An 18,985-nucleotide genomic window follows, 5' to 3' on the forward strand; every position below is an offset into this window, starting at 1 on the left:
CGCCATGAGGACCAGTCGGATCCGCGGCGTCGTTGCCGTGCTCGCAACCGTGACCGCACTCGTCGCGGCCGCGATGCCCACCAGCACGGCGGCCGCCGCTCCGGCCGCACCCGGCTGCGACTTCGCGGACCCCGGCACCGGGACGTACGCGGACACCCTCTGCTGGCTCGACCTGAGCTCGCTCGACCAGGCCGTCGCCGGCACACCCGAGGGCCAGGAACTCGACCTGCAGCTCCCCGGCGGGTACCGGCTGGCGGCGACCGTGACGGTGACCGGCGGAGCGGTCGCACCGGTCCGCCTGCCGACCTACGTCGGGTCGTGGCTCGGCAACCGCGGGCACTACACGGGCATCGACCCCGCCGTCCGGCCGGCGCTGTACCAGCAGGCCGCCGCCACCACCACCACGGCGACCCTGGCCGACGTCCGGGTGACCGACGCCACCGGCACCCCGGTCACCGGGTGGTCGCTCGTCGGCGCCGACGCCGAGGAGACGGCCGCACGCGAGTCGATCACGTGGACGTCGGATGCGCCGATCACGTCGTTGACGGTGCGCCCGGACGGCGTCGACGAGCGCGGGACCGCGTGCGGCGGCGGCTTCACCGGCATCGGCACCACGACCGTGACCTGCACGGGGAACGGCGGAACCCCGACCGGCACGGCGATCGTGGCGACCCGCGAGCCGTCGACCTTCAGCCAGACGATGGCGAGCCGCGGCGGCCGCGAGGGCGTCGCCTTCGGCGTGCTCGTGTCCCGGGTCTCCCTGACGAAGCAGATCGTCGGCGGGTTCGGCGGCGACGCCTTCCGCGCAACGGTTGTCGACGCGGCCGGCCGGCCGGTCGCCGCAGCCGACACGACGGGCTCGAGCAGCGCCTCCACGGGCGAGGTCACCCTGCTCGTCCCCGCGGACGGCACGCCCCTGACCTTCTCCGAGACACCGCTCGGCACGACCGACGTCGCCCGCTACGGCGACCCGTCGTGGTCCTGCACCCGGAACGGTGCGGCGGCGGCGGACCTGCCGGCCGGCACCGGGGTCGGGGCATCCGTCTCCGTCGCGGTCGGCGTCGGCGACGCGGTGGCCTGCACGATCACGAACACGGCCCTGCCCACGGGGCTCACCCTGACGAAGCAGGGCACCGCCACGGACGTGGACGGCGACCGCCTCGTCGACGCCGGCGACCGGGTCGCGTGGATCCTCACGGCGGAGAACACCGGCCGCGTCCCGCTCTCCGACCTGTCCGTCGACGACCCGACCCTCGGCCCGGTCACCTGTGCGGCCACCGCCCTGGCCGCCGGTGAGCGGACCACGTGCCGGAGCGGCGCGACGACCCCCCTCACGGACGACGACGTCACCGCCGGGGTCGTCACGAACACCGCGACCGCCGATGCCGTGGTGACCGGCACGAGCACGACCGTCCGTTCCGGCACTGCGACCGCCGAGGTCGGCGTCGACCGACCGCAGGTCGCCGTCGTGGTCACGGACACGACCGTCGACGGCCCGGACGCACACGTCGTCGTCGAGGTCGACAACCCCGGGACCGTGCCCTTGACCGACGTCACGGTGACGGTCCCCGGCGCCCAGCCGGTCGCCGCGCCCGACCTCGAGCCGGGCGCCGACGCGGAGGTCACCGTCGACGTCCCCCTGCCGGACGCCGCCGGGACCGTTCCCGTGTCGGTCGTCGCGACGCCGACCACGGCGCTCGGCGAGGCACCGTCGGTCCGGGCCGCGGCCGAGGTGGCGCTGCCCGCAGCCGCACCGACACCGACTCCCGTGCCGAGCGCGTCTCCCACGGCGTCGCCGACCGCGCAACCCGCACCGCCCGCCGGTGCGGCCGTCCCGCCGGGGTCGGCCCCGTCGGACCCGGCCGGGCCGATCAGGTCGCTCGCCTTCACCGGGGCGTCCGGGGCGCTCTTGCCGCTCGGTGGCCTCGCCGTCCTGGCGGTCCTGCTCGGCGGTGCCCTGGTGGTCCGGCGCCGCACGGCTCGGGGCTGAGGCAACTGCTGCCGCTCCCCCGGCGCGCTGTTTGCACGCACCGGAGGCCACGGCCGACGGCGTCGGGCTGGCGTGCAGCGCACGGCAGTGCATAATGATCTGGCCCGGAATGTGAACGTGCACATCGATGTGCCACGGACCCGGGCGGAAACGAGCAGCAATGGCGTCATCGCGGGCACAGCAACCGCGTTCGCCCAGCATCCGTGACGTCGCACGGATCGCGGGCGTCTCCCACCAGACCGTCTCGCGGGTGCTGAACAACTCCGACGCCATCCGCGACGCCACGCGCGACAAGGTCCTGGCGGCGATGGAGCAGCTGCAGTACCGGCCGAACCGTGCGGCGCGGGCCCTGGTGACGAGCCGGACCCACACGATCGGCGTCCTCACCGCTCGCCGCGCCCACTACGGCCCGGCGGTCGCGCTGCAGGCGATCGAGGACGCGGCCATGCTCCGCGGGTACTCGGTGACGACGGCGAACATCGCCGAGGCGACCGACACCGCCGTGCGCGAGGGGCTCGGGCACCTGCTCGACCTCGACGTCGAGGGCATCGTCGTCATCGCACCCCAGCAGCGGGTGTTCGACCTGATCGAGGAACTCGGCATCCGCACGCCGTACGTCACGATGCGGGCCAGTGTCGGCGAGGACCCGACGGCCCTGTGGGTCGACCAGATGGAGGGCGCGAGACTCGCGACCGAGCACCTGCTCGACCTGGGCCACGAGTACATCCGGCACATCGCCGGCCCGCAGGACTGGATCGAGGCCGACGCCCGCATGCAGGGCTTCCTGCGCGCCATGTCGGATCGCGACATGTCCGTCGTCCCGCCGATCCTGGGCGACTGGACGGCGGACTTCGGTTACCACGCCGGCCGTGAACTCCTGCGGTGGCGGGACTGCACCGCGGTGTTCTGCTCGAACGACCAGATGGCCCTGGGCGTCATGCACGCAGCGCGCTCCTACGGGCTCGACGTGCCGGGCGACCTGTCGGTGGTCGGCTACGACGACATCCCCGAGGCGAAGCACTACTGGCCGCCGCTCACCACGGTGCAGGTCGACTTCGCCGAACTCGGACGCCGCTGCGTCGACCTGCTCCTGCCAGGCGAGGACGAGCTCCTGCGGCCGATCGACATCGTCCCGCAGCTCGTCGTGCGTGCGTCCACGGGAGCCCCGCGCAGCCGCTGACCCGACCGGTGGAACGTGCGGGACTCCGCACGATCACCCCAACGCGGGGGACGTGATCGGCCTGCTTCCGCCAGATCACGCAGGCCGTTACGGAAACGCGACCAATCCGAATTGACAGCCGCACCGGGGCTGTGCGTAAATTACCTCCGTCCAGCCGATGTGACCGTTCACATGAGCGTCACACGAGCAGGACACCGGACGCGACAACGAAGTCCACGCAGGCCACCTGCGCCCATTCGCTGCCGCAGCAGAACCACCCGAAGAACTGCCGCATCGCAGCGGCAGAAGGAGATGCACTGTGGCGTCAACCCCGATCGACACCGGCCTCGAGACCCGGTCGATCACCGCACCCGAGACCATCCTCGAGATGCGCTCGATCACCAAGGAGTTCCCTGGTGTGAAGGCGCTCTCCGACGTCTCCCTCAGCGTCCGCGCCGGCGAGATCCACGCGATCTGCGGCGAGAACGGCGCCGGCAAGTCGACCCTGATGAAGGTCCTCTCGGGCGTCTACCCCTACGGCACCTACAGCGGCGAGATCGTCTACGAGGGCGAAGAAGTCCGCTTCTCGAACATCAAGCAGTCCGAGCAGGCCGGCATCGTCATCATCCACCAGGAGCTGGCGCTCATCCCGGAGCTCTCGATCACCGAGAACCTGTTCCTCGGCAACGAGCCCGGCCGCTTCGGGCGCATCGACTGGACCGCCGCGCAGCTCCGTGCGCAGGACCTGCTCGCCCGCGTGGGCCTGGCCGACGACCCGGACACGCAGATCAAGAACCTCGGTGTCGGCAAGCAGCAGCTCGTCGAGATCGCGAAGGCCCTGCACAAGGACGTCAAGCTCCTCATCCTCGACGAGCCGACCGCCGCGCTCAACGAGAACGACTCGCAGCACCTGCTCGACCTGATCGTCGGGCTGAAGGCCAAGGGCATCGCGAGCATCATCATCAGCCACAAGCTCAACGAGATCGAGCAGATCGCCGACGAGATCACGATCATCCGCGACGGCAAGGCCATCGAGACGCTCAACGTCAAGGCGGACGGCGTCAACGAGGACCGCATCATCCGCGGCATGGTCGGCCGTTCGCTCGAGAGCCGGTTCCCGGATCGCACTCCGAAGATCGGCGAGACCTTCTTCGAGGTCCGCAACTGGACCGTGCAGCACCCGCTCGACTCGTCACGTCTGGTCTGCAAGGGCTCGAACTTCTACGTCCGCCGCGGTGAGATCGTCGGCTTCGCGGGCCTGATGGGCGCCGGACGCACCGAGCTCGCGATGAGCCTGTTCGGTCGCTCGTACGGCACCTGGCTCGACGGCCAGATCATCAAGGACGGCCGCGAGATCAAGGTCACGAACGTCCAGCAGGCGATCGAGAACGGCCTCGGCTACGTCTCCGAGGACCGCAAGGCGCTCGGCCTGAACCTGCTCGACACGGTGAAGCGTTCGACGGTCGCCGCCGACCTGAAGAAGATCTCGAAGGTCGGCGTCGTCGACTCGCTCGAGGAGTACTCCGTCGCCGAGAAGTACCGCAAGATGCTCCGCACCAAGGTGCCGAGCGTCGAGGACAACGTCGGCAAGCTGTCCGGTGGCAACCAGCAGAAGGTCGTCCTGTCCAAGTGGATGTTCACCGACCCGGACATCCTGATCCTCGACGAACCCACCCGCGGCATCGACGTGGGCGCGAAGTTCGAGATCTACGGCATCATCCAGCAGCTCGCGGCCGAGGGGAAGGGCATCATCCTCATCTCGTCCGAGCTCCCCGAACTCCTCGGTCTCTCCGACCGGATCTACACCATCTTCGAGGGTCAGATCACCGCTGACCTCCCGGCCGACCAGGCCGATCCCGAATCGCTCATGCGCAGCATGACCTCCGCGCGGAAGGGCGCCACCGCCTCATGAACAACCTGAAACTGCTCTTCGGCAAGGGCAACAGCATCGGCCAGTACGGCATGATCATCGCCCTCATCGTGCTGTTGGTCTTCTTCTCGGTCACGACGAACGGGCTCATCCTCGAGCCGACCAACGTCATCAACCTGTTCCTGCAGTACTCGTACATCCTGATCCTGGCGCTCGGCATGGTCATGGTCATCATCGCGGGGCACATCGACCTGTCGGTGGGGTCCGTCGCAGCGGTCGTCGGCATCGTCGTGGCGCAGTCCATGGCCGTGTGGGACTTCCCGGTGTGGGCCGCCATCATCCTGGGTCTCGCGTGCGGTGCCCTGATCGGTGCGTGGCAGGGCTTCTGGGTCGCGTTCGTGAAGGTCCCGGCCTTCATCGTGACGCTGGCCGGTCAGCTCATCTTCCGTGGTGTGAACCAGATCATCGGCAACTCGACGTCGGTCCCCGTCCCGGACGCCTTCACCCCGATCGGTGCCGGCTTCCTCGGTGACTTCGGCCCCGACTTCGGCTTCAGCAACGGCACGCTCCTCATCGGCCTCGTCACGATCCTCGCGCTCATCATCATCGAGGCCCGTGGCCGTGCCCGCCGTCGGAAGATGCAGGCCGAGGTCCCGCCGCTGTGGGTCTCGATCGTCCGCACCGGCATCCTGGTCGCCGTCACGCTCGTCGCCACGTACCTGTTCGGCGCCGGCCCGGTCGGCACCTCGGTCCCGATCGTCGCGATCATCCTCGGTGTCCTGACCATCATCTACGGCTTCGTCACGAAGAACACGATCTTCGGTCGCCAGGTCTACGCCGTCGGTGGCAACGCCAACGCCGCCGTCCTGTCCGGCGTCTCGGCGCGACGGGTCAACTTCTTCGTCATGATGAACATGTCGATCCTCGCCGCGATCGCGGGCATGGTGTTCGTCGCCTACTCCGGCGCCTCGGGCCCCGCGGACGGCACCGGCTGGGAGCTCGACGCGATCGCCGCCGTGTTCGTCGGTGGTGCTGCGGTCGCCGGTGGCGTCGGCACGATCTCGGGCTCGATCATCGGTGGTCTCGTGATGGCGCTGCTGTCGAACGGTCTGCAGCTCATGGGCCTCGAGTCCAACCAGGTGCAGATCATCCGCGGTCTGGTCCTCCTCGTGGCCGTCGCCTTCGACGTCTACTCGAAGTCGCAGGGTCGTCCGTCCCTGATCGGCGGCATGCTGCGGCAGTTCCAGCGGAAGGACACCGAGCAGAACACGGTGGCCGCCCAGCAGCCGCGGTCCATCGAGGACCAGCCGGACAAGATCACCCTCCCCTAGTCCAACCCTTCCCCTCACAGCACCACCACCTCAACGAAGAGAAAGCAATCTCATGCGCAAGAAGCTCATCGCTGGCATCGGTCTGGCACTCGTCGCGGGCCTGGCCCTCAGCGGCTGCTCGGCACGCGGCTCGTCCGACGACGCCGGCAGCACCAGCAGCATCAAGAAGGGCGACCTCATCGGCGTCGCCCTGCCGGCCAAGACCTCGCAGAACTGGGTCCTCGCGGGTGCAGCCTTCAAGAAGTCCATCGAGGACGCCGGCTTCAAGGCCGACATCCAGTACGCCAACGCCGGCAACCCCGTTCCGGACCAGCAGTCGCAGATCTCGGGCATGATCACCAAGGGCGCCAAGGCCGTCATCATCGGTGCCGCCGACGGTTCGCAGCTGACCGCGCAGGTCAAGTCCGCCAAGGACCGTGGCGCCGTCGTCATCGCCTGGGACCGCAACATCCTGAACACGAAGAACGTCGACTACTACGTGGCGTTCAACAACTTCAAGGTCGGCCAGCTCCAGGCCGAGGCGCTGCTCAAGGGCCTCGAGGAGAAGAAGGGCGACAAGCCGTACAACGTCGAGCTCTTCGCCGGTTCGCCGGACGACGCCAACGCGACCGTGTTCTTCAACGGTGCGATGGACGTCCTGCAGCCGAAGATCGACGACGGCACGATCAAGGTCGTCTCCGGCCAGACGACGTTCCAGAAGGTCGTCACGCAGGGCTGGCTCGCGCAGAAGGCCCAGTCGCGCATGACCGACCTGCTCTCGCAGTACTACACGGGTGACACCGAGCTCGACGGCGTCCTGTCGCCGAACGACACCCTTGCCCGTGCGATCCTCACCGCGACCAAGGCCGCCGGCAAGGACAACCCCGTCGTGACGGGCCAGGACTCGGAGACCGCGTCCATCCCGCTCATCATGAAGGGCACGCAGTACTCGACGATCTTCAAGGACACGTCGAAGGAGGCCCAGGCGGCCGTCGACCTCGTCTCCACGCTGTCGAAGGGCGACAAGCCCGACACGAAGATGGACAAGACGAACAACTACAACGGCAAGAAGACGGTCCCCGCGATCGAGCTCACGCCGGTCCTGGTCACCAAGGACAACGCCGTCGAGGCCTACAAGGGCAACGACACCCTCGAGGAGCTCGCCAAGAAGGGCTGATCTCCCCAGCACCACGGACGGCCCCGTCTCGCTTCGGCGAGACGGGGCCGTCCTGCGTCGTCCTGGGGCCGGCCACGGTCGGACGGGAGGCCCGGGGCACGTCGTGATCCGTGCCTCCCGTCCGCCGTGCACGCACGTCCGGTGCCCGCGCGACCCGCCGGGTCAGGACCGGGTCGCGCGCAACCGACGCGCCGCCTCCGCCAGGTGCGGCACGTCGGTGTGGGCGGTGCCGAACACCACCGCGCGGGTGGTGTCGAAGTAGCGCCGGGTCAGGCGTTCGCCGAGGTCGGACACCCGCGACCACGGGATGTCCGGCTCGCTCGCGGTGACGGTGCTCGGCAGGACGCGGACCGCCTCGCCGATCTCGACCAGGCGCATCCGGACCGCGTCGTGCACCAGGTCCTCCGGCAGGCGCGCGTCCCCCACGTAGCGCCGGATCGCCTCGCACGCACCGATGACGTCGTCGAGTCGGTCCCGGACCAGGCGGTGCGTCGTCGGGTCCTGGCTCACAGCGGCACCGCGCGGCGGACGACCTCGGGGCTCATGCCGGCGGCGTCCACGACGTCGACGCGCACGCCGAGCAGCCGTTCGGCGGCGTCCTGGATCCGCATCAGCGCGAAGATGCCGAGCCCCGCGTCGACGTCGATCATCAGGTCGACGTCGCTGCCCGGGCCGTCCTCACCGCGGGCGACGCTGCCGAACAAGCGCGGGTTCCGACCGCCGAACCGTTCGACGACGGTGATCAGGTCCTGCCGTGCGGCGGCGACGCGTTCGCGCAGGGGTGGCGGGTCCTCGACCGGCAGCAGGTCGATCGACGTGGTGAAGCCCGCGGCCCGGAGCATGCGCTGGAGCGCGGCGAGCGAGGGTTCGCGCCGGCCGTTCTCGTACGTGCTGATGACGCTCTGCGTGACACCGGCCCGCCGGGCGAGCTGCACCTGCGTGAGTTCGGCGCGTTCTCGGGCATCGCGGATGAGCGCGGCCGCCGACACCGTCGGCGCCGAACGTGGAGGGACTGCGGACATGCTGCAACGATACACAGAATGCGACATTTCGTCCGCTGGATGACGCGAGTCCTTGACCCGTTACGACGACATCGATGTCGTGCGACGTCGGTGGAGTCGTTCCGGGTCGGGCGAACCGCGGTCAGGGGCGCGCTGAGACGTCCGCGCGGTGGAAGTTCTGCGCCGAGCGCGACGGCGTCGGGCCGCGCTGGCCCTGGTACCGCGACTGGTACTCGGCCGAGCCGTACGGCTTGTCGGCGGGACTGGACAGCTGGAAGAAGCAGAGCTGCCCGATCTTCATGCCGGGCCAGAGCTTGATCGGCAGCGTCGCGACGTTCGAGAGCTCGAGCGTGACGTGCCCGGAGAACCCGGGGTCGATGAACCCGGCGGTCGAGTGGGTCAGCAGCCCGAGGCGGCCGAGCGAGCTCTTGCCCTCGAGCCGCGCGGCGATGTCGTCGGGCAGCGTGACGACCTCGTACGTCGAGCCGAGCACGAACTCGCCGGGGTGCAGCACGAACGCTTCGTCCGGGTCGGTCTCGACCAGCCGGGTCAGGTCGGGCTGGTCGACCGCCGGGTCGATGTGCGGGTACTTGTGGTTGTCGAACAGCCGGAAGAACTTGTCGAGCCGGACGTCGATGCTCGACGGCTGGACGAGCGAGGCGTCGTGGGGGTCGAGACCGATCCGGCCCTCGGCGAGCTGGGCGGTGATGTCGCGATCGGAGAGCAGCACGCCGTGCAGCCTAGCGGCAGCGGACCCCCGCCGATATGCTGCGAGGCTGTCCGAGGCCGGGCGGCGTCGCACCGCCGGGAGGAACCGACATGACCGCGTACACCGTCCACGAACTCGTGGTCCCCGCCACGATGGACGACGACCCGGGGACCGTGCAGGCGTTCCGCGAATGGCTCGCTGTGTCCGACGCCGCCGAGGTCGCGGTGCACGGACTCCGTGAACTCGTGTGGGTACCGGACGAGTACCTGCCGATGTGCCACGAGCCAGGAGCTCCGAGCCGCCTGTTCGCGGTGCGCGACGAGACCGGCGCGACGGTCGCCGCCGGGTCGTACGACACCAAGCAGGAACCGGGCACGAGCAACTGCTGGCTGGCCGTCGGTGTCGCGCCCGAGCACGTGCGTCGCGGGGTCGGGACACTGCTCGCCGACCACCTCGAGGGCATCGCCCGAGCCGAGGGACGCACGCAGTGCAAGACGTACGCCGTGTCCCGCCAGGTGGGTCCGGCGTCCGGACCCGGGTACGTGCAGGCGCCGACGGGATTCGGTGCCGTGCCCGAGGACGAAGCGGGGGTCCGGTTCCTGACCCGCCGCGGCTGGCGGTTCGGGCAGGTGAACCGGATCAGCCGGCTGCCACTGCCCGCCGACCACTCCGTCGTGCGCGAGCTGCACGACCGGGCGTCGGCCGCTGCCGGACCGGACTACGCGGTGCACGCCTGGACGGGCCGGACCCCCGATGAGTGGCTCGAGGGCATCGCGCTGCTCGAGACCCGGATGAGCACCGATGCGCCGTCCGGCGACATGGACGAACCCGAGGACGTCTGGACCCCCGAACGACTGCGCGCCCACGAGGACGAGCTCGCCCGGGCACCGCGCACCATGCTCACCGTCGCGGTCGAGCACGTCCCGAGCGGGATCCTGGCCGGCTTCACGCAGGTGGCGGTGCCGGACGACTCCGCGCGCGCCGCGATGCAGTGGGACACCCTGGTGCTGCGGGAGCACCGCGGCCACCGGCTCGGGTGGCTGCTCAAGGTGGTCGGGATCGAGGAGCTGGAGCGGCGCTTCCCGGGCCGACCGTCGATCATCACGTTCAACGCGGAGGAGAACCGCCCGATGCTCGACGTGAACGAGGCCGTCGGGTTCGTGGGCGTCGGCAGCGAGGGGATCTGGGAACACCGCCCGGCGTAGGGTTCCCCCATGGCGCGCTCACGGGGGATGGACGATCTGGTCAGCGACGGGGTCTTCCTGGCCTGGGAGGCGCAGCTGCAGCTCGCCGACCGGTACGACGACCACGAACGCTGGAACGTCGACCTCGCCGCCGGCACCCTGCAGTTCGTCGGGCCGCACCCAGGTGAGTTCCGCATCCAGCTCCTGGGCTCGGCCGCACCGGGGCCGCGCAGCTGGCTCTGGGGCTGGGCGAACCCGTCGCAGTACCCCGCGTCGGTGCTCGCCGCCGCGAACGCCACCCGCGCGCTGGGCGAACGGCTCGGTGTCCCGGAACTCGTGCAGGGCGAGGTCCCGTTCGGCGAGCACCGGCAGGCCGACGCCGCAGACGCCGGGTACGAGTTCGCGTGGGACATGTCGATCGCGGCACGGCTGGCGACCGGTTCGTGGTTCGGCTTCGGCGGCCACGTCGGTGGGGGTTCCCGGCTGTGGGTCCTGTTCGAGGACGTCCTGTTCGTGCCGCCGACGGTCCCCCGGATGGTGCGGGTCTTCAGTGAGGGCCTGCAGACGACCGAGGTGCGCGACCACCGCCGCGCCGTGGGGAGCTGGGCGTCGCTCCGCGGTGTCCCCTGGGACGGGCGCACGCTGACGTTGGCGGACGGGACCATCACGGTCGACTTCGACGAGCTGGGCCGGATCCGCGACCTGCAGGGGTCGTCGGCGCGAGCCTGAGGCGGGCCGCAGCGCGCGCTGCGGACTGACACCGCTCCTCCAGACCGACCCGCCTACCATGGAGGGTCCGCGGTCTCGCGGACGCACGCGTCCCTGGAACAAGGTTGATGACCGTCACGTCCCCCGCAACCCAGCCCGGAGGCCCGGCGCCGGAATCCGCGCCCGTCACCGCACGCACGTCCACCGTCGCGACCGTGCTGGTCGTCGCGATCCCGCTCGCCGTCGCGTGCTCGCTCCTCGGGCTGACGATCACCGGAGCGTTCACCGCGAACCAGCAGCTGGTGTCCGCCGGTGACGTCGTCGAGTACGGCCTGCCGATCGCCCGCGTGGTGCACGACACCATGGCGGCCCTGACGGTCGGCCTGCTCATCGTCGCCGCGTTTGCGCTGCCGGCGCAGAAGAAGGACCACCGGGCACTCTCGAGCGTGCAGCACCGCGCCACGCGCTGGGCGGCGGCGACGGGATCGGTCTGGTTCCTCGCGGCTGCCGTCACCGTCGTGCTGACCGGCGCCAACACCCTCGGCGTCCCGCTCACCAGTCCGGTGTTCGCCCGCAACTTCATGCTGTTCGCGTTCCAGGTCGAGATCGGTCAGGCGCTCGTGGTCTCGGCGGCGGCGATCCTCATCGCGACCGTGATCGCCGCGTTCGCCACCCGGGTCACGACGCTCGCCGTCGCCACGGTGTTCGGCCTCTTCGCGCTGCTCCCCCTGGCGCTGTCCGGCCACGCCGCCGGCTCGCTCGAGCACGCCAACGCGGTGAACTCGCTCGCGATCCACCTGATCGGGGTGTGCGTCTGGGCCGGTGGGCTCGTCGCCGTGGTGCTGCTGCGCACCCGCACGAAGGGCGCGACCGGACGGGTGGTCTCCCGCTACTCGACGTTGGCCGGCTGGTCGTTCGGTGCCGTCGCGTTCTCCGGCATCGTCAACGCCTCGCTGCGGCTGACCGGTCCGCTCGACCTCGTCACGACGCCCTACGGGGCACTCATCACGGTCAAGGCGACCATCCTCGTGCTGCTCGGGATCGCCGGCGTCGTGCAGCGCCGCAAGCTCGTGCCCGGGCTGCTCCGCGCGCCGCTCGACCGTCGCCGGTTCACCCGGTTCGCGCTGGCCGAGATCGTCTTCATGGCCGTCGCGATCGGCGTCTCGGTCGCCGTGTCACGCTCCCAGCCGCCGATCCCGCAGACGCCCGAGACGGGGGAGGACACCCGCTCCGGCCTGATCGGGTTCCCGTTCCCGCCGGCGCAGACGATGCAGACGTACCTGACCCAGTGGCACATCGACTGGGTGTGGCTCGGGCTCGCCGTCGTCGGGGCCGTCTGGTACCTGCTCGCCGTGCGGAAGCTCCGGAAGCGCGGCGACAAGTGGCCCGTCGGGCGCACCATCGCGTGGGTCATCGGCTGCGCCCTGTTCATCTGGACCACCTCGGCCGGCCCAGCCGTGTACGGCATGATCCACTTCTCGTCGCACATGGTCCAGCACATGCTGCTCATGATGTTCGTGCCGCTGCCGCTCGTGCTCGGTGGTCCGGTGCTCCTGGCCATGCGCACCCTGCCGGTCCGGAACGACGGCTCCCGCGGGGCCCGCGAGTGGCTCATGCTCTTCGTGCACTCGCGGTACATGCAGTTCATGGGCAAGCCCGCCGTCGCCGGTGTCATCTTCGCCGGGTCGCTCGTGGTGTTCTACTTCACGCCGGCGTACCAGGCGGCGATGCAGTCGCACGAGTGGCACGTGGCGATGGTCGTCCACTTCGTGTTGAGTGGCTACCTGTTCTTCTGGGTGTTCGTCGGCGTCGACCCGGGGCCGAAGCGTCCGCCGTACCCGATCCTGATCATCGCGCTGCTCGCGACGCTGGCCTTCCACGCGTTCTTCGGGGTCGCCGTGATGACCTCGCAGTCGGTGTTCGCGATCGACTGGTTCCACGCCCTCGGCCAGACGAACGACGCGGCGTTGCTCGACGACCAGCACACCGGCGGCGGCATCGCCTGGGGCGCCTCCGAGCTGCCCATGGTCTTCGTGGCGTTGCTCGTGGTGCGGAACTGGATCCGGACGGACAAGCGTGACGCGAAGCGGCTCGACCGCAAGGCCGAACGCGACGGTGACGCCGACCTGAAGGCGTACAACGAACGCCTGGCCGCGATCAACGCGTCGGACAGCGCGCGCCGCGACTGACGGTCGCGCGACGCACCTTCCTCGAACGCGGACGGCGCCCCGGGCAGTTGCCCGGGGCGCCGTCCGCGTCGTGCAGTCCGTTACTCCGCGGTGGTGTCGGCGATCGCGCCGCGAGCGGTACGGGTGCGACGGACCATCAGAAGTGCCAGGCCCGCGATGAGCAGTGCCGCCGCCAGTGCCACGGCGGTGCCGACGGCGACGGGCGAGCCCGTGAACGCAAGCGCACCGGTGGCGGTCGGTGCGGGCGTGGCGGACGCGGTGGCCGATGCCGACGGGACGACCGGTGCCGCCGTCGCCGACGGATCAGCCGAGGCGGACGGTGCCGGAGCGGGCGCCGAGGTCGACGGCGCGGTCGGCTCGTCCGTGGGCCCCGGCGTCGGCTCGACGACGGGGAGCGCCGCGACGACGATCACGAGCGCGCTGCTCGACGCCGCGAACGACGCGTCACCGCTGTAGGCGGCAGTGACCGTGTTCGTGCCGACCGGCAGGGCGTCGGTCTCGCAGCTCGTCTCGGGCAGGGTGACGGAGCACAGGACGGTCCCGTCCGCGGCCGTGAAGGTCACGGTGCCGGTGGCGCCGGTGGGCAGGCCGGACGCGGTCAGGCGGACCTTCGAGCCGACGACCGGAGCCGTCGCGTCGGTGCTCGCCACGAGCTCCGTCGACTGCGCGGTGACGACCAGCTCGAACGGCGCACCGTCGGCGGCCTCGTAGTTGTCGTCGCCGCTGTAGCGGGGGTGCACGGTGTACGTGCCACCCGGCAGGTCGGACGGGATCGCGCACGTGGTCTCGGGCAGCGTCGCGGTGCACAGGACGGTGCCGTCGTCGGTGACGTACTCGATGGTGCCGGTGGCGTCCTCGGGCACGTTCGGGGTGGCGAGCGTGGTGGTCTCGCCGTGCGTGACCGTCACCGTGGTGTCGGGTGCGGTCGGCTCGCCGCCGTCGCTCGGGTCACCGCCCTCGCTCGGGTCGCCACCGCCGGTACCGGGCTGGGTACCGATGGTCGCCGTGGCCTTGCGGACGGTCAGGTCCACTGCGACCGAGGTCGAGTCGGCGTGCAGCGCGTCGCCGGAGTAGACGGCGGTCACCGTGTGCGCGCCGGCGCCGAGACCCTCGGCCACGCAGCTCGTGTCGGGGAGCGTCGCCGTGCACAGGACGGTGGAGCCCTCGCGGTACTCGACCGAGCCGGTCGGCGCGGCGACCGTCTCCGAACCGGAGCCCAGGCCGGTCACGTCGAGCGTGATCCGTTCGCCGTAGGCGGCGGACGTCGGGGTCGACTGGACCGTGACCTCGGTGGGGACCTTGGTCACGGTGAGCGCCGCGGTGCCGGTGGCACCGGTGTGGTCGGCGTCTCCCCGGTACGAGGCGGTGACCCCGGTCGTACCGACCTTCGAGGTCGGGACGTCGCACGAGGCAGCGCCGTCGACGATCTTCGCCGTGCAGAGCTCGGCGCCGGACTCGGTGTCGGTGAAGACCACGGAGCCCGTGGGTGCGGTGGCGCCGGACTCCACGGAGGAGCCGACCTTCGCGGTCAGCGTGGCGGTGTCACCGACGGTCGCGGTGGCGTCGGCGACCGTGAGCGTCGTGCCCTGCTGCTCGACGGTCAGGGCGCGGGTCACGGTGACCGCCTCGGCGTCGGTCGACGCCAGGACGGTGGAGATCGTCGCGGTGCGCGCTGCGCCGGTGACCGAGTACGGGATGGAGAGGGTCGGCAGCTCGGTGCCAGCGGCCAGGGGGGACGCGGCGTCGACGGCCTGGTCGCACGTGACGACCTGCCCGACGGGCGGCTGGCAGGTCCAGCCCGCACCGGTCACGCCGGAGACGTCGGGCGTGACGCCCGCCGGGAACGTGGTGGTGGTACGCACGAGCTGCGACTCGGAGCCACCGTCGGCCGAGACGGTGGGGGTGACCGTGTACGCGCCGGAACCGGCGTGCGCGACGGTGGCCGTGCCTCCCGTGCTGGCGGTCAGCACCGGCACCGGACCGGCGGCCGTCGTGGTGCGGAGGTAGTTGACCTCGTGGATGTCGTTCTGTCCGCCGGTGCCCGCGACCCAGCCGTAGGTGAGCTTGTAGGGGTAGCCGGTGGCGGGGTCGACCCACGACGGATCGACGTTCGCGGCGTTGCCGGCGGTCAGCTTCGGCAGAGCGCCCCGGACGATCTGCTGCGTGCCGCCGATGGACGTGAAGACGACCGCGTACTGGCCGGCGGGGACGGACACCGCGGTGTTCTCCTGCGCCGCGAGCGTCGATGCCGTCGGGTTGATCACGATCTCGACGGGGACCTTGGCCTGGTCGCGGTTCGTGACGCCGGTCTTGTTGAGCGAGCCGTTGACCACGGTGCGGGACTGCACGCAGTAGCCGGTGCCGCCGTCGCCGGGGCCACGGACCGTGACGGCGTTCGGCGTGAGGGTGCCGTTCGTCGCCTGGTCGGACGCGCACCCCGTGCCGCCGAACTGGCGGTTGCCGAAGTTGCCGTAGCGGTCGAGGCCGATGCCGAGGTACGCGTGGGACAGGCCCTGCGCGGTGTTCGTGGTGCTCGCGCTGTACCCGAGCGAACCGCCCAGGTAGCCGATCTTCGCCGGCACGGTCGGGTTGTACGGATCGGTGGCGGCGAGGTAGAAGACGATGCCGTCGGCCGAGGAGCCGTTGTACTGGTAGCTGTCGAAGACCGCGTCGATGCCCTTGGTGATCGGCACGGACTGCTTCGCGCCCAGGCCACCGGCCTGGTTGTTCACCGCACCGGTCAGGCGGAGCGCTCCGCTGCCGTCGGCGTCCGTGGCACCCGCGCAGGTCGGGACCGAGCCGGTGTTCGAGGAGCCGGCGGACGGCTTCGCCGTCAGGCACGCGACGTTCGCGGCACCGGACTGCGTCGACGGCAGGATGTAGGCGTTGCCGGCGCTCGCGCCGGTGAACCCCTCGTTCACGAAGGTGGTCTGCGCGGGGGCCGCGGCGGACGCGGTGGTCGCGCCGACCCCGACGAGCGCGATGCCCGCGAGTCCGGCGACGACGACGCCGGTGAGGATCTTGCGAGCGCGCGCGACGGCGCGCCCCTGGTGGTGTGTACGCACTGGAGCCCTGTTCAGTGAGAAGGGTGCCGACGAGGAGCGTGCTCGCCCGGCTCGTCGGCTCGGGTCCTCACACCGTAGAGCGGCCTTGGGTACTCGCGGGTCTCGAAACCTGAGTTCTCACCACAACTGGGGGCACGGCCTGGCCGATCCCCGCGACGACCCGCTCCGTCAGTCGCCGTGGACTATGCAGACCGCGTCGAGGTCCAGTGCGGCCTCGAGCGCCGCCGAGATCCCCGACTCGCCGTCGGAGCCAGCGGGGGTGACGGTGTCCACCCACCACAGCGGCGTCGCGATCGTGGGGGCGTCCGGCAGGATCCGCTCGACCTCGTCGAACGAGTCCACCCGCCGCACCCCGAGCACCGTGATCACCGGGTGGGTGGCGTCGCGGCAGACCTGCAGCATCGGGCCGTCGTCGAGGGCGCGGACACCCCAGGACTCGTCGTGCAGGAGCAACGCCTCGGCGACCTCCCGCGTCTCGACCGGGCGACGGCAGAGCATGGTGACGTCACGGGGCACCGTGACCGCCCGTCACCCGGGCGTCCCGCACGTGCCCGTCGAGCGTGCCCTCGTCGTGGGCGGGATCGAGCGGTGCTCCGCCGACGAGCTGCAGGAAGCGGTCCTCGTCGATGCGGTCGAGGAAGGACTCGAGGGCCTCCCAGCCGTCCTCGAAGCGGACGATCATGCCGCCGTCGGCGCTGTCCGTGTCGCCGTCCTCGCTCCGGTCGCCGTCGGCCCCGGACCGGGTGCCGAACGTCGCCGTCGTGGTGCGCGGCGGTGGCCAGACCCCGTCACGGTCGAGGAACTCGGATGCTTCGGGCCCGACGACGACGGCGAGCGGCGACGGCTCGCCGTGCGACACCGCGCGGACCAGGTGGTCGGCGTCTCCGCGGCGCTGCATGACCACACCGAAGACCGGCACCACCTGGTCAGCGACCTGCTGGACGGCGTCGAACAGGCGGTTCGCGAGCTCCGGGTCGGTGTTCTCCTCGGGCACGGTGAGCACGGCGGACATCGTCTCGACGACGACACCACCGACCAGGTGAGCGGTCATGGTGGCGGAGAAGCCCTCGCCCACGGCGTACGACGTCGACACCCCGGGCGCCTCGTGCTTGGCGTACTGCGTGACGACCCAGCGGTCCCACGGCACGGTGAGTGGTTCGGCGGTGCCCCAGCGGGTGGGGCAGGTCCCAACGGTGTGGCACAGGGCCTCGATCGCGGATCCCATGTCCACGGCGCGCTCGGCGTGGTGGCGGAGGGTCAGGTCGATGCTGATCTGGCGGACGGAGTCCGCCGAGACGGGGTGCTCGGGCGACGGTGTGCCGACGAGTTCGGGACCACGGTGCACGAAGTCCTCGATGCCCGAGGCGGCGACGCCCGTCCGGCCGTCCCGGAGCGTGCCGTCGAAGTCCGCGACGGCCCACGCGGCACCGTACGCCCCGAGCGCGTGCCGGAGGGCCGGGGTGATCGCGGATTCCCGTCCGGTCCGCAGCACGACCGTGCGGCCGGCGTCCGCCGACCGACGGAGCAGTGAGGCGAGCGCGTCGGTCAGCCACACGACCGGCGAGGCGGACTCGACCACGATGGCGGGACCGACCACGTCGTCGATGAGGGGATGCCTGACCATCCGGTCCTCCTCGGGTTCTTCGGCGCTGGAACTCCCTGGACGGTACACACGAGGACGACACCTGTCCGTCAGGCTGGCGTGCTCACAGCGGAGACTCGGGAGGCACGACACACGCCCGGCAGGAGGCGTACGGTGCGCGGGCGGCTGGCTTCCAGGCGAGAATCCGCTAGGCTTGCCGAGTCCCGTTCTGCGGGGCGCGCGAGTGTAGTTCAATGGTAGAACTCCAGCTTCCCAAGCTGGTAGCGCGGGTTCGATTCCCGTCACTCGCTCCAACTAGCATCGTGCTGTGGAGTCCAAGCCGGCATCTGTCCTCAAGGCGATCAGGGCCGAGATCATCGCCGGCACGCTCGCACGTGGCTCCCGGTTGAAGGAAGACGTCCTCGCCGAGCGCTTCGGCGTCTCGCGGGTCCCGGTGCGCGAGGCCCTCCGGCAGCTGGAGACCGAGGGCTTCGTCGAGTCCGAGAAGTTCAAGGGCGTCCGGGTCGCCGACTCCTCGACCGAGGTGGTCATCGAGCTCATGCAGATCCGCCGCGGGCTCGAGGTACTGGCTGCCGAGCTCGCCGCTCGTCGCCAGGGTGGCGAGTGCGCCGACCTGCTCCGCGCCGTCGGCCACGAGGAACGGTCCGACCAAGAGGTCGAGGCCGCGCAGTCGCCGCGGTTCGCGTTCCACGGGCTGGTGGCGCGGGCCTCGGGGAACGGCCGGCTCGAGACGATGATCGACCACCTCATCCACCAGACGGCCTGGGCCTTCGAGCGCGTCACACAGGAGGAGGTCGCGTCGAGCAGCGACGACCACACCGCCGTCGCCGGTGCGATCCTCCGCGGCGCCTCGGTGCAAGCGGGACTGCTGATGGACGAGCACCTGCGCCGCGACGAGGCGATCTACCGGGCCCTGAACCCGTAGGAACGTATACAAAACGAGAACGTAGTCCGCCGGAAACCAGCCCGAAACAGCTTTTCGTATACAAAAGAGTGACCACACGGTGCACCCACCTCACT

General features: G+C 70.7%; 15 protein-coding genes and 1 tRNA gene. 10 read left to right on the top strand and 6 right to left on the bottom strand.

Going from position 1 to position 18,985, the window contains the following annotated elements:
- The first annotated feature begins 4 nt into the window (after positions 1-4).
- The 5 genes from EDF63_RS01465 to EDF63_RS01485 all read left to right on the top strand — a co-directional run bounded on the left by EDF63_RS01465 (position 5) and on the right by EDF63_RS01485 (position 7,506).
- Positions 5-1,990: a CshA/CshB family fibrillar adhesin-related protein gene (locus tag EDF63_RS01465; RefSeq protein ID WP_123310571.1), complete on the top strand. Its 1,986-nt coding sequence runs from the start codon at positions 5-7 to the stop codon at positions 1,988-1,990.
- A 160-nt stretch (positions 1,991-2,150) separates the two neighbouring features.
- Positions 2,151-3,170, top strand: a complete 1,020-nt coding sequence (locus EDF63_RS01470; protein WP_123310573.1) for a LacI family DNA-binding transcriptional regulator — start codon at positions 2,151-2,153, stop codon at positions 3,168-3,170.
- Positions 3,171-3,537: 367 nt separating this feature from the next.
- Positions 3,538-5,061, top strand: a complete 1,524-nt coding sequence (gene mmsA / locus EDF63_RS01475; protein WP_123312156.1) for a multiple monosaccharide ABC transporter ATP-binding protein — start codon at positions 3,538-3,540, stop codon at positions 5,059-5,061.
- Positions 5,058-6,350, top strand: coding sequence for a multiple monosaccharide ABC transporter permease (gene mmsB, locus EDF63_RS01480; RefSeq protein WP_123310575.1), 1,293 nt, complete (start codon positions 5,058-5,060; stop codon positions 6,348-6,350). The genes mmsA and mmsB overlap by 4 nt, the downstream gene beginning before the upstream one ends.
- Before the next feature lie 52 nt (positions 6,351-6,402).
- Positions 6,403-7,506 carry a sugar-binding protein gene (locus EDF63_RS01485; protein WP_123310577.1) on the top strand — a complete coding sequence of 368 codons (1,104 nt, stop codon included), beginning with the start codon at positions 6,403-6,405 and terminating at the stop codon, positions 7,504-7,506.
- A gap of 162 nt (positions 7,507-7,668) precedes the next feature.
- Here EDF63_RS01485 and EDF63_RS01490 read toward each other — a convergent pair whose 3' ends face one another.
- From EDF63_RS01490 to dcd, 3 genes are all read right to left on the bottom strand, one after another.
- On the bottom strand, positions 7,669-8,016 hold the full coding sequence (locus EDF63_RS01490; protein ID WP_123310579.1) for a DUF86 domain-containing protein: 348 nt from the start codon (positions 8,014-8,016) through the stop codon (positions 7,669-7,671).
- Positions 8,013-8,528, bottom strand: a complete 516-nt coding sequence (locus EDF63_RS01495) for a helix-turn-helix domain-containing protein (RefSeq protein WP_185021238.1) — start codon at positions 8,526-8,528, stop codon at positions 8,013-8,015. The genes EDF63_RS01490 and EDF63_RS01495 overlap by 4 nt, the downstream gene beginning before the upstream one ends.
- 121 nt (positions 8,529-8,649) lie before the next feature.
- Positions 8,650-9,237: a dCTP deaminase gene (gene dcd, locus EDF63_RS01500; RefSeq protein WP_111085408.1), complete on the bottom strand. Its 588-nt coding sequence runs from the start codon at positions 9,235-9,237 to the stop codon at positions 8,650-8,652.
- An 89-nt stretch (positions 9,238-9,326) separates the two neighbouring features.
- On the opposite strand from dcd, the gene EDF63_RS01505 reads away from it, so the two are divergent.
- The 3 genes from EDF63_RS01505 (at position 9,327) to EDF63_RS01515 (ending at position 13,297) form a co-directional block, all read left to right on the top strand.
- Positions 9,327-10,421: a GNAT family N-acetyltransferase gene (locus EDF63_RS01505; protein ID WP_185021239.1), complete on the top strand. Its 1,095-nt coding sequence runs from the start codon at positions 9,327-9,329 to the stop codon at positions 10,419-10,421.
- 9 nt (positions 10,422-10,430) lie between these two features.
- On the top strand, positions 10,431-11,129 hold the full coding sequence (locus EDF63_RS01510; RefSeq protein WP_148061691.1) for a DUF6882 domain-containing protein: 699 nt from the start codon (positions 10,431-10,433) through the stop codon (positions 11,127-11,129).
- 107 nt (positions 11,130-11,236) lie between these two features.
- Complete coding sequence (locus EDF63_RS01515) at positions 11,237-13,297, top strand: cytochrome c oxidase assembly protein (RefSeq protein WP_123310586.1); 2,061 nt, start codon at positions 11,237-11,239, stop codon at positions 13,295-13,297.
- An 80-nt stretch (positions 13,298-13,377) separates the two neighbouring features.
- Here the strand turns inward: EDF63_RS01515 and EDF63_RS01520 are convergent, their stop codons facing one another.
- From EDF63_RS01520 to EDF63_RS01530, 3 genes are all read right to left on the bottom strand, one after another.
- Entirely contained in the window at positions 13,378-16,362 is a 2,985-nt protein-coding gene (locus tag EDF63_RS01520; RefSeq protein ID WP_123310588.1) for an Ig-like domain repeat protein, read from the bottom strand.
- Positions 16,363-16,530: 168 nt separating this feature from the next.
- Entirely contained in the window at positions 16,531-16,878 is a 348-nt protein-coding gene (locus EDF63_RS01525) for a hypothetical protein (protein ID WP_123310590.1), read from the bottom strand.
- Positions 16,868-17,986: a DUF6177 family protein gene (locus EDF63_RS01530; RefSeq protein WP_123310592.1), complete on the bottom strand. Its 1,119-nt coding sequence runs from the start codon at positions 17,984-17,986 to the stop codon at positions 16,868-16,870. The genes EDF63_RS01525 and EDF63_RS01530 overlap by 11 nt, the downstream gene beginning before the upstream one ends.
- Positions 17,987-18,184: 198 nt before the next feature.
- Between EDF63_RS01530 and EDF63_RS01535 the strand changes: the two genes are divergently transcribed.
- Positions 18,185-18,258: transfer RNA gene (locus tag EDF63_RS01535), tRNA-Gly, on the top strand.
- 14 nt (positions 18,259-18,272) lie between these two features.
- The gene (locus tag EDF63_RS01540) at positions 18,273-18,890 is read left to right on the top strand and encodes a GntR family transcriptional regulator (protein WP_123310594.1); all 618 of its coding nucleotides are present in this window, start codon (positions 18,273-18,275) and stop codon (positions 18,888-18,890) included.
- Positions 18,891-18,985 lie beyond the last annotated feature (95 nt).

Origin of the sequence: Curtobacterium sp. JUb34 (assembly GCF_003755065.1) — a bacterium.
In the GTDB taxonomy this organism is placed as follows: Bacteria; Actinomycetota; Actinomycetes; order Actinomycetales; family Microbacteriaceae; genus Curtobacterium.

Coding starts and splice junctions, on each gene's coding strand:
- EDF63_RS01465 (WP_123310571.1), top strand. CDS start 5: ATGAGGACCAGTCGGATCCGCGGCGTCGTTGCCGTGCTCGCAACCGTG.
- EDF63_RS01470 (WP_123310573.1), top strand. CDS start 2,151: ATGGCGTCATCGCGGGCACAGCAACCGCGTTCGCCCAGCATCCGTGAC.
- mmsA (WP_123312156.1), top strand. CDS start 3,538: ATGCGCTCGATCACCAAGGAGTTCCCTGGTGTGAAGGCGCTCTCCGAC.
- mmsB (WP_123310575.1), top strand. CDS start 5,058: ATGAACAACCTGAAACTGCTCTTCGGCAAGGGCAACAGCATCGGCCAG.
- EDF63_RS01485 (WP_123310577.1), top strand. CDS start 6,403: ATGCGCAAGAAGCTCATCGCTGGCATCGGTCTGGCACTCGTCGCGGGC.
- EDF63_RS01495 (WP_185021238.1), bottom strand. CDS start 8,528: ATGTCCGCAGTCCCTCCACGTTCGGCGCCGACGGTGTCGGCGGCCGCG.
- EDF63_RS01505 (WP_185021239.1), top strand. CDS start 9,327: ATGACCGCGTACACCGTCCACGAACTCGTGGTCCCCGCCACGATGGAC.
- EDF63_RS01510 (WP_148061691.1), top strand. CDS start 10,431: ATGGCGCGCTCACGGGGGATGGACGATCTGGTCAGCGACGGGGTCTTC.
- EDF63_RS01515 (WP_123310586.1), top strand. CDS start 11,237: ATGACCGTCACGTCCCCCGCAACCCAGCCCGGAGGCCCGGCGCCGGAA.
- EDF63_RS01530 (WP_123310592.1), bottom strand. CDS start 17,986: ATGGTCAGGCATCCCCTCATCGACGACGTGGTCGGTCCCGCCATCGTG.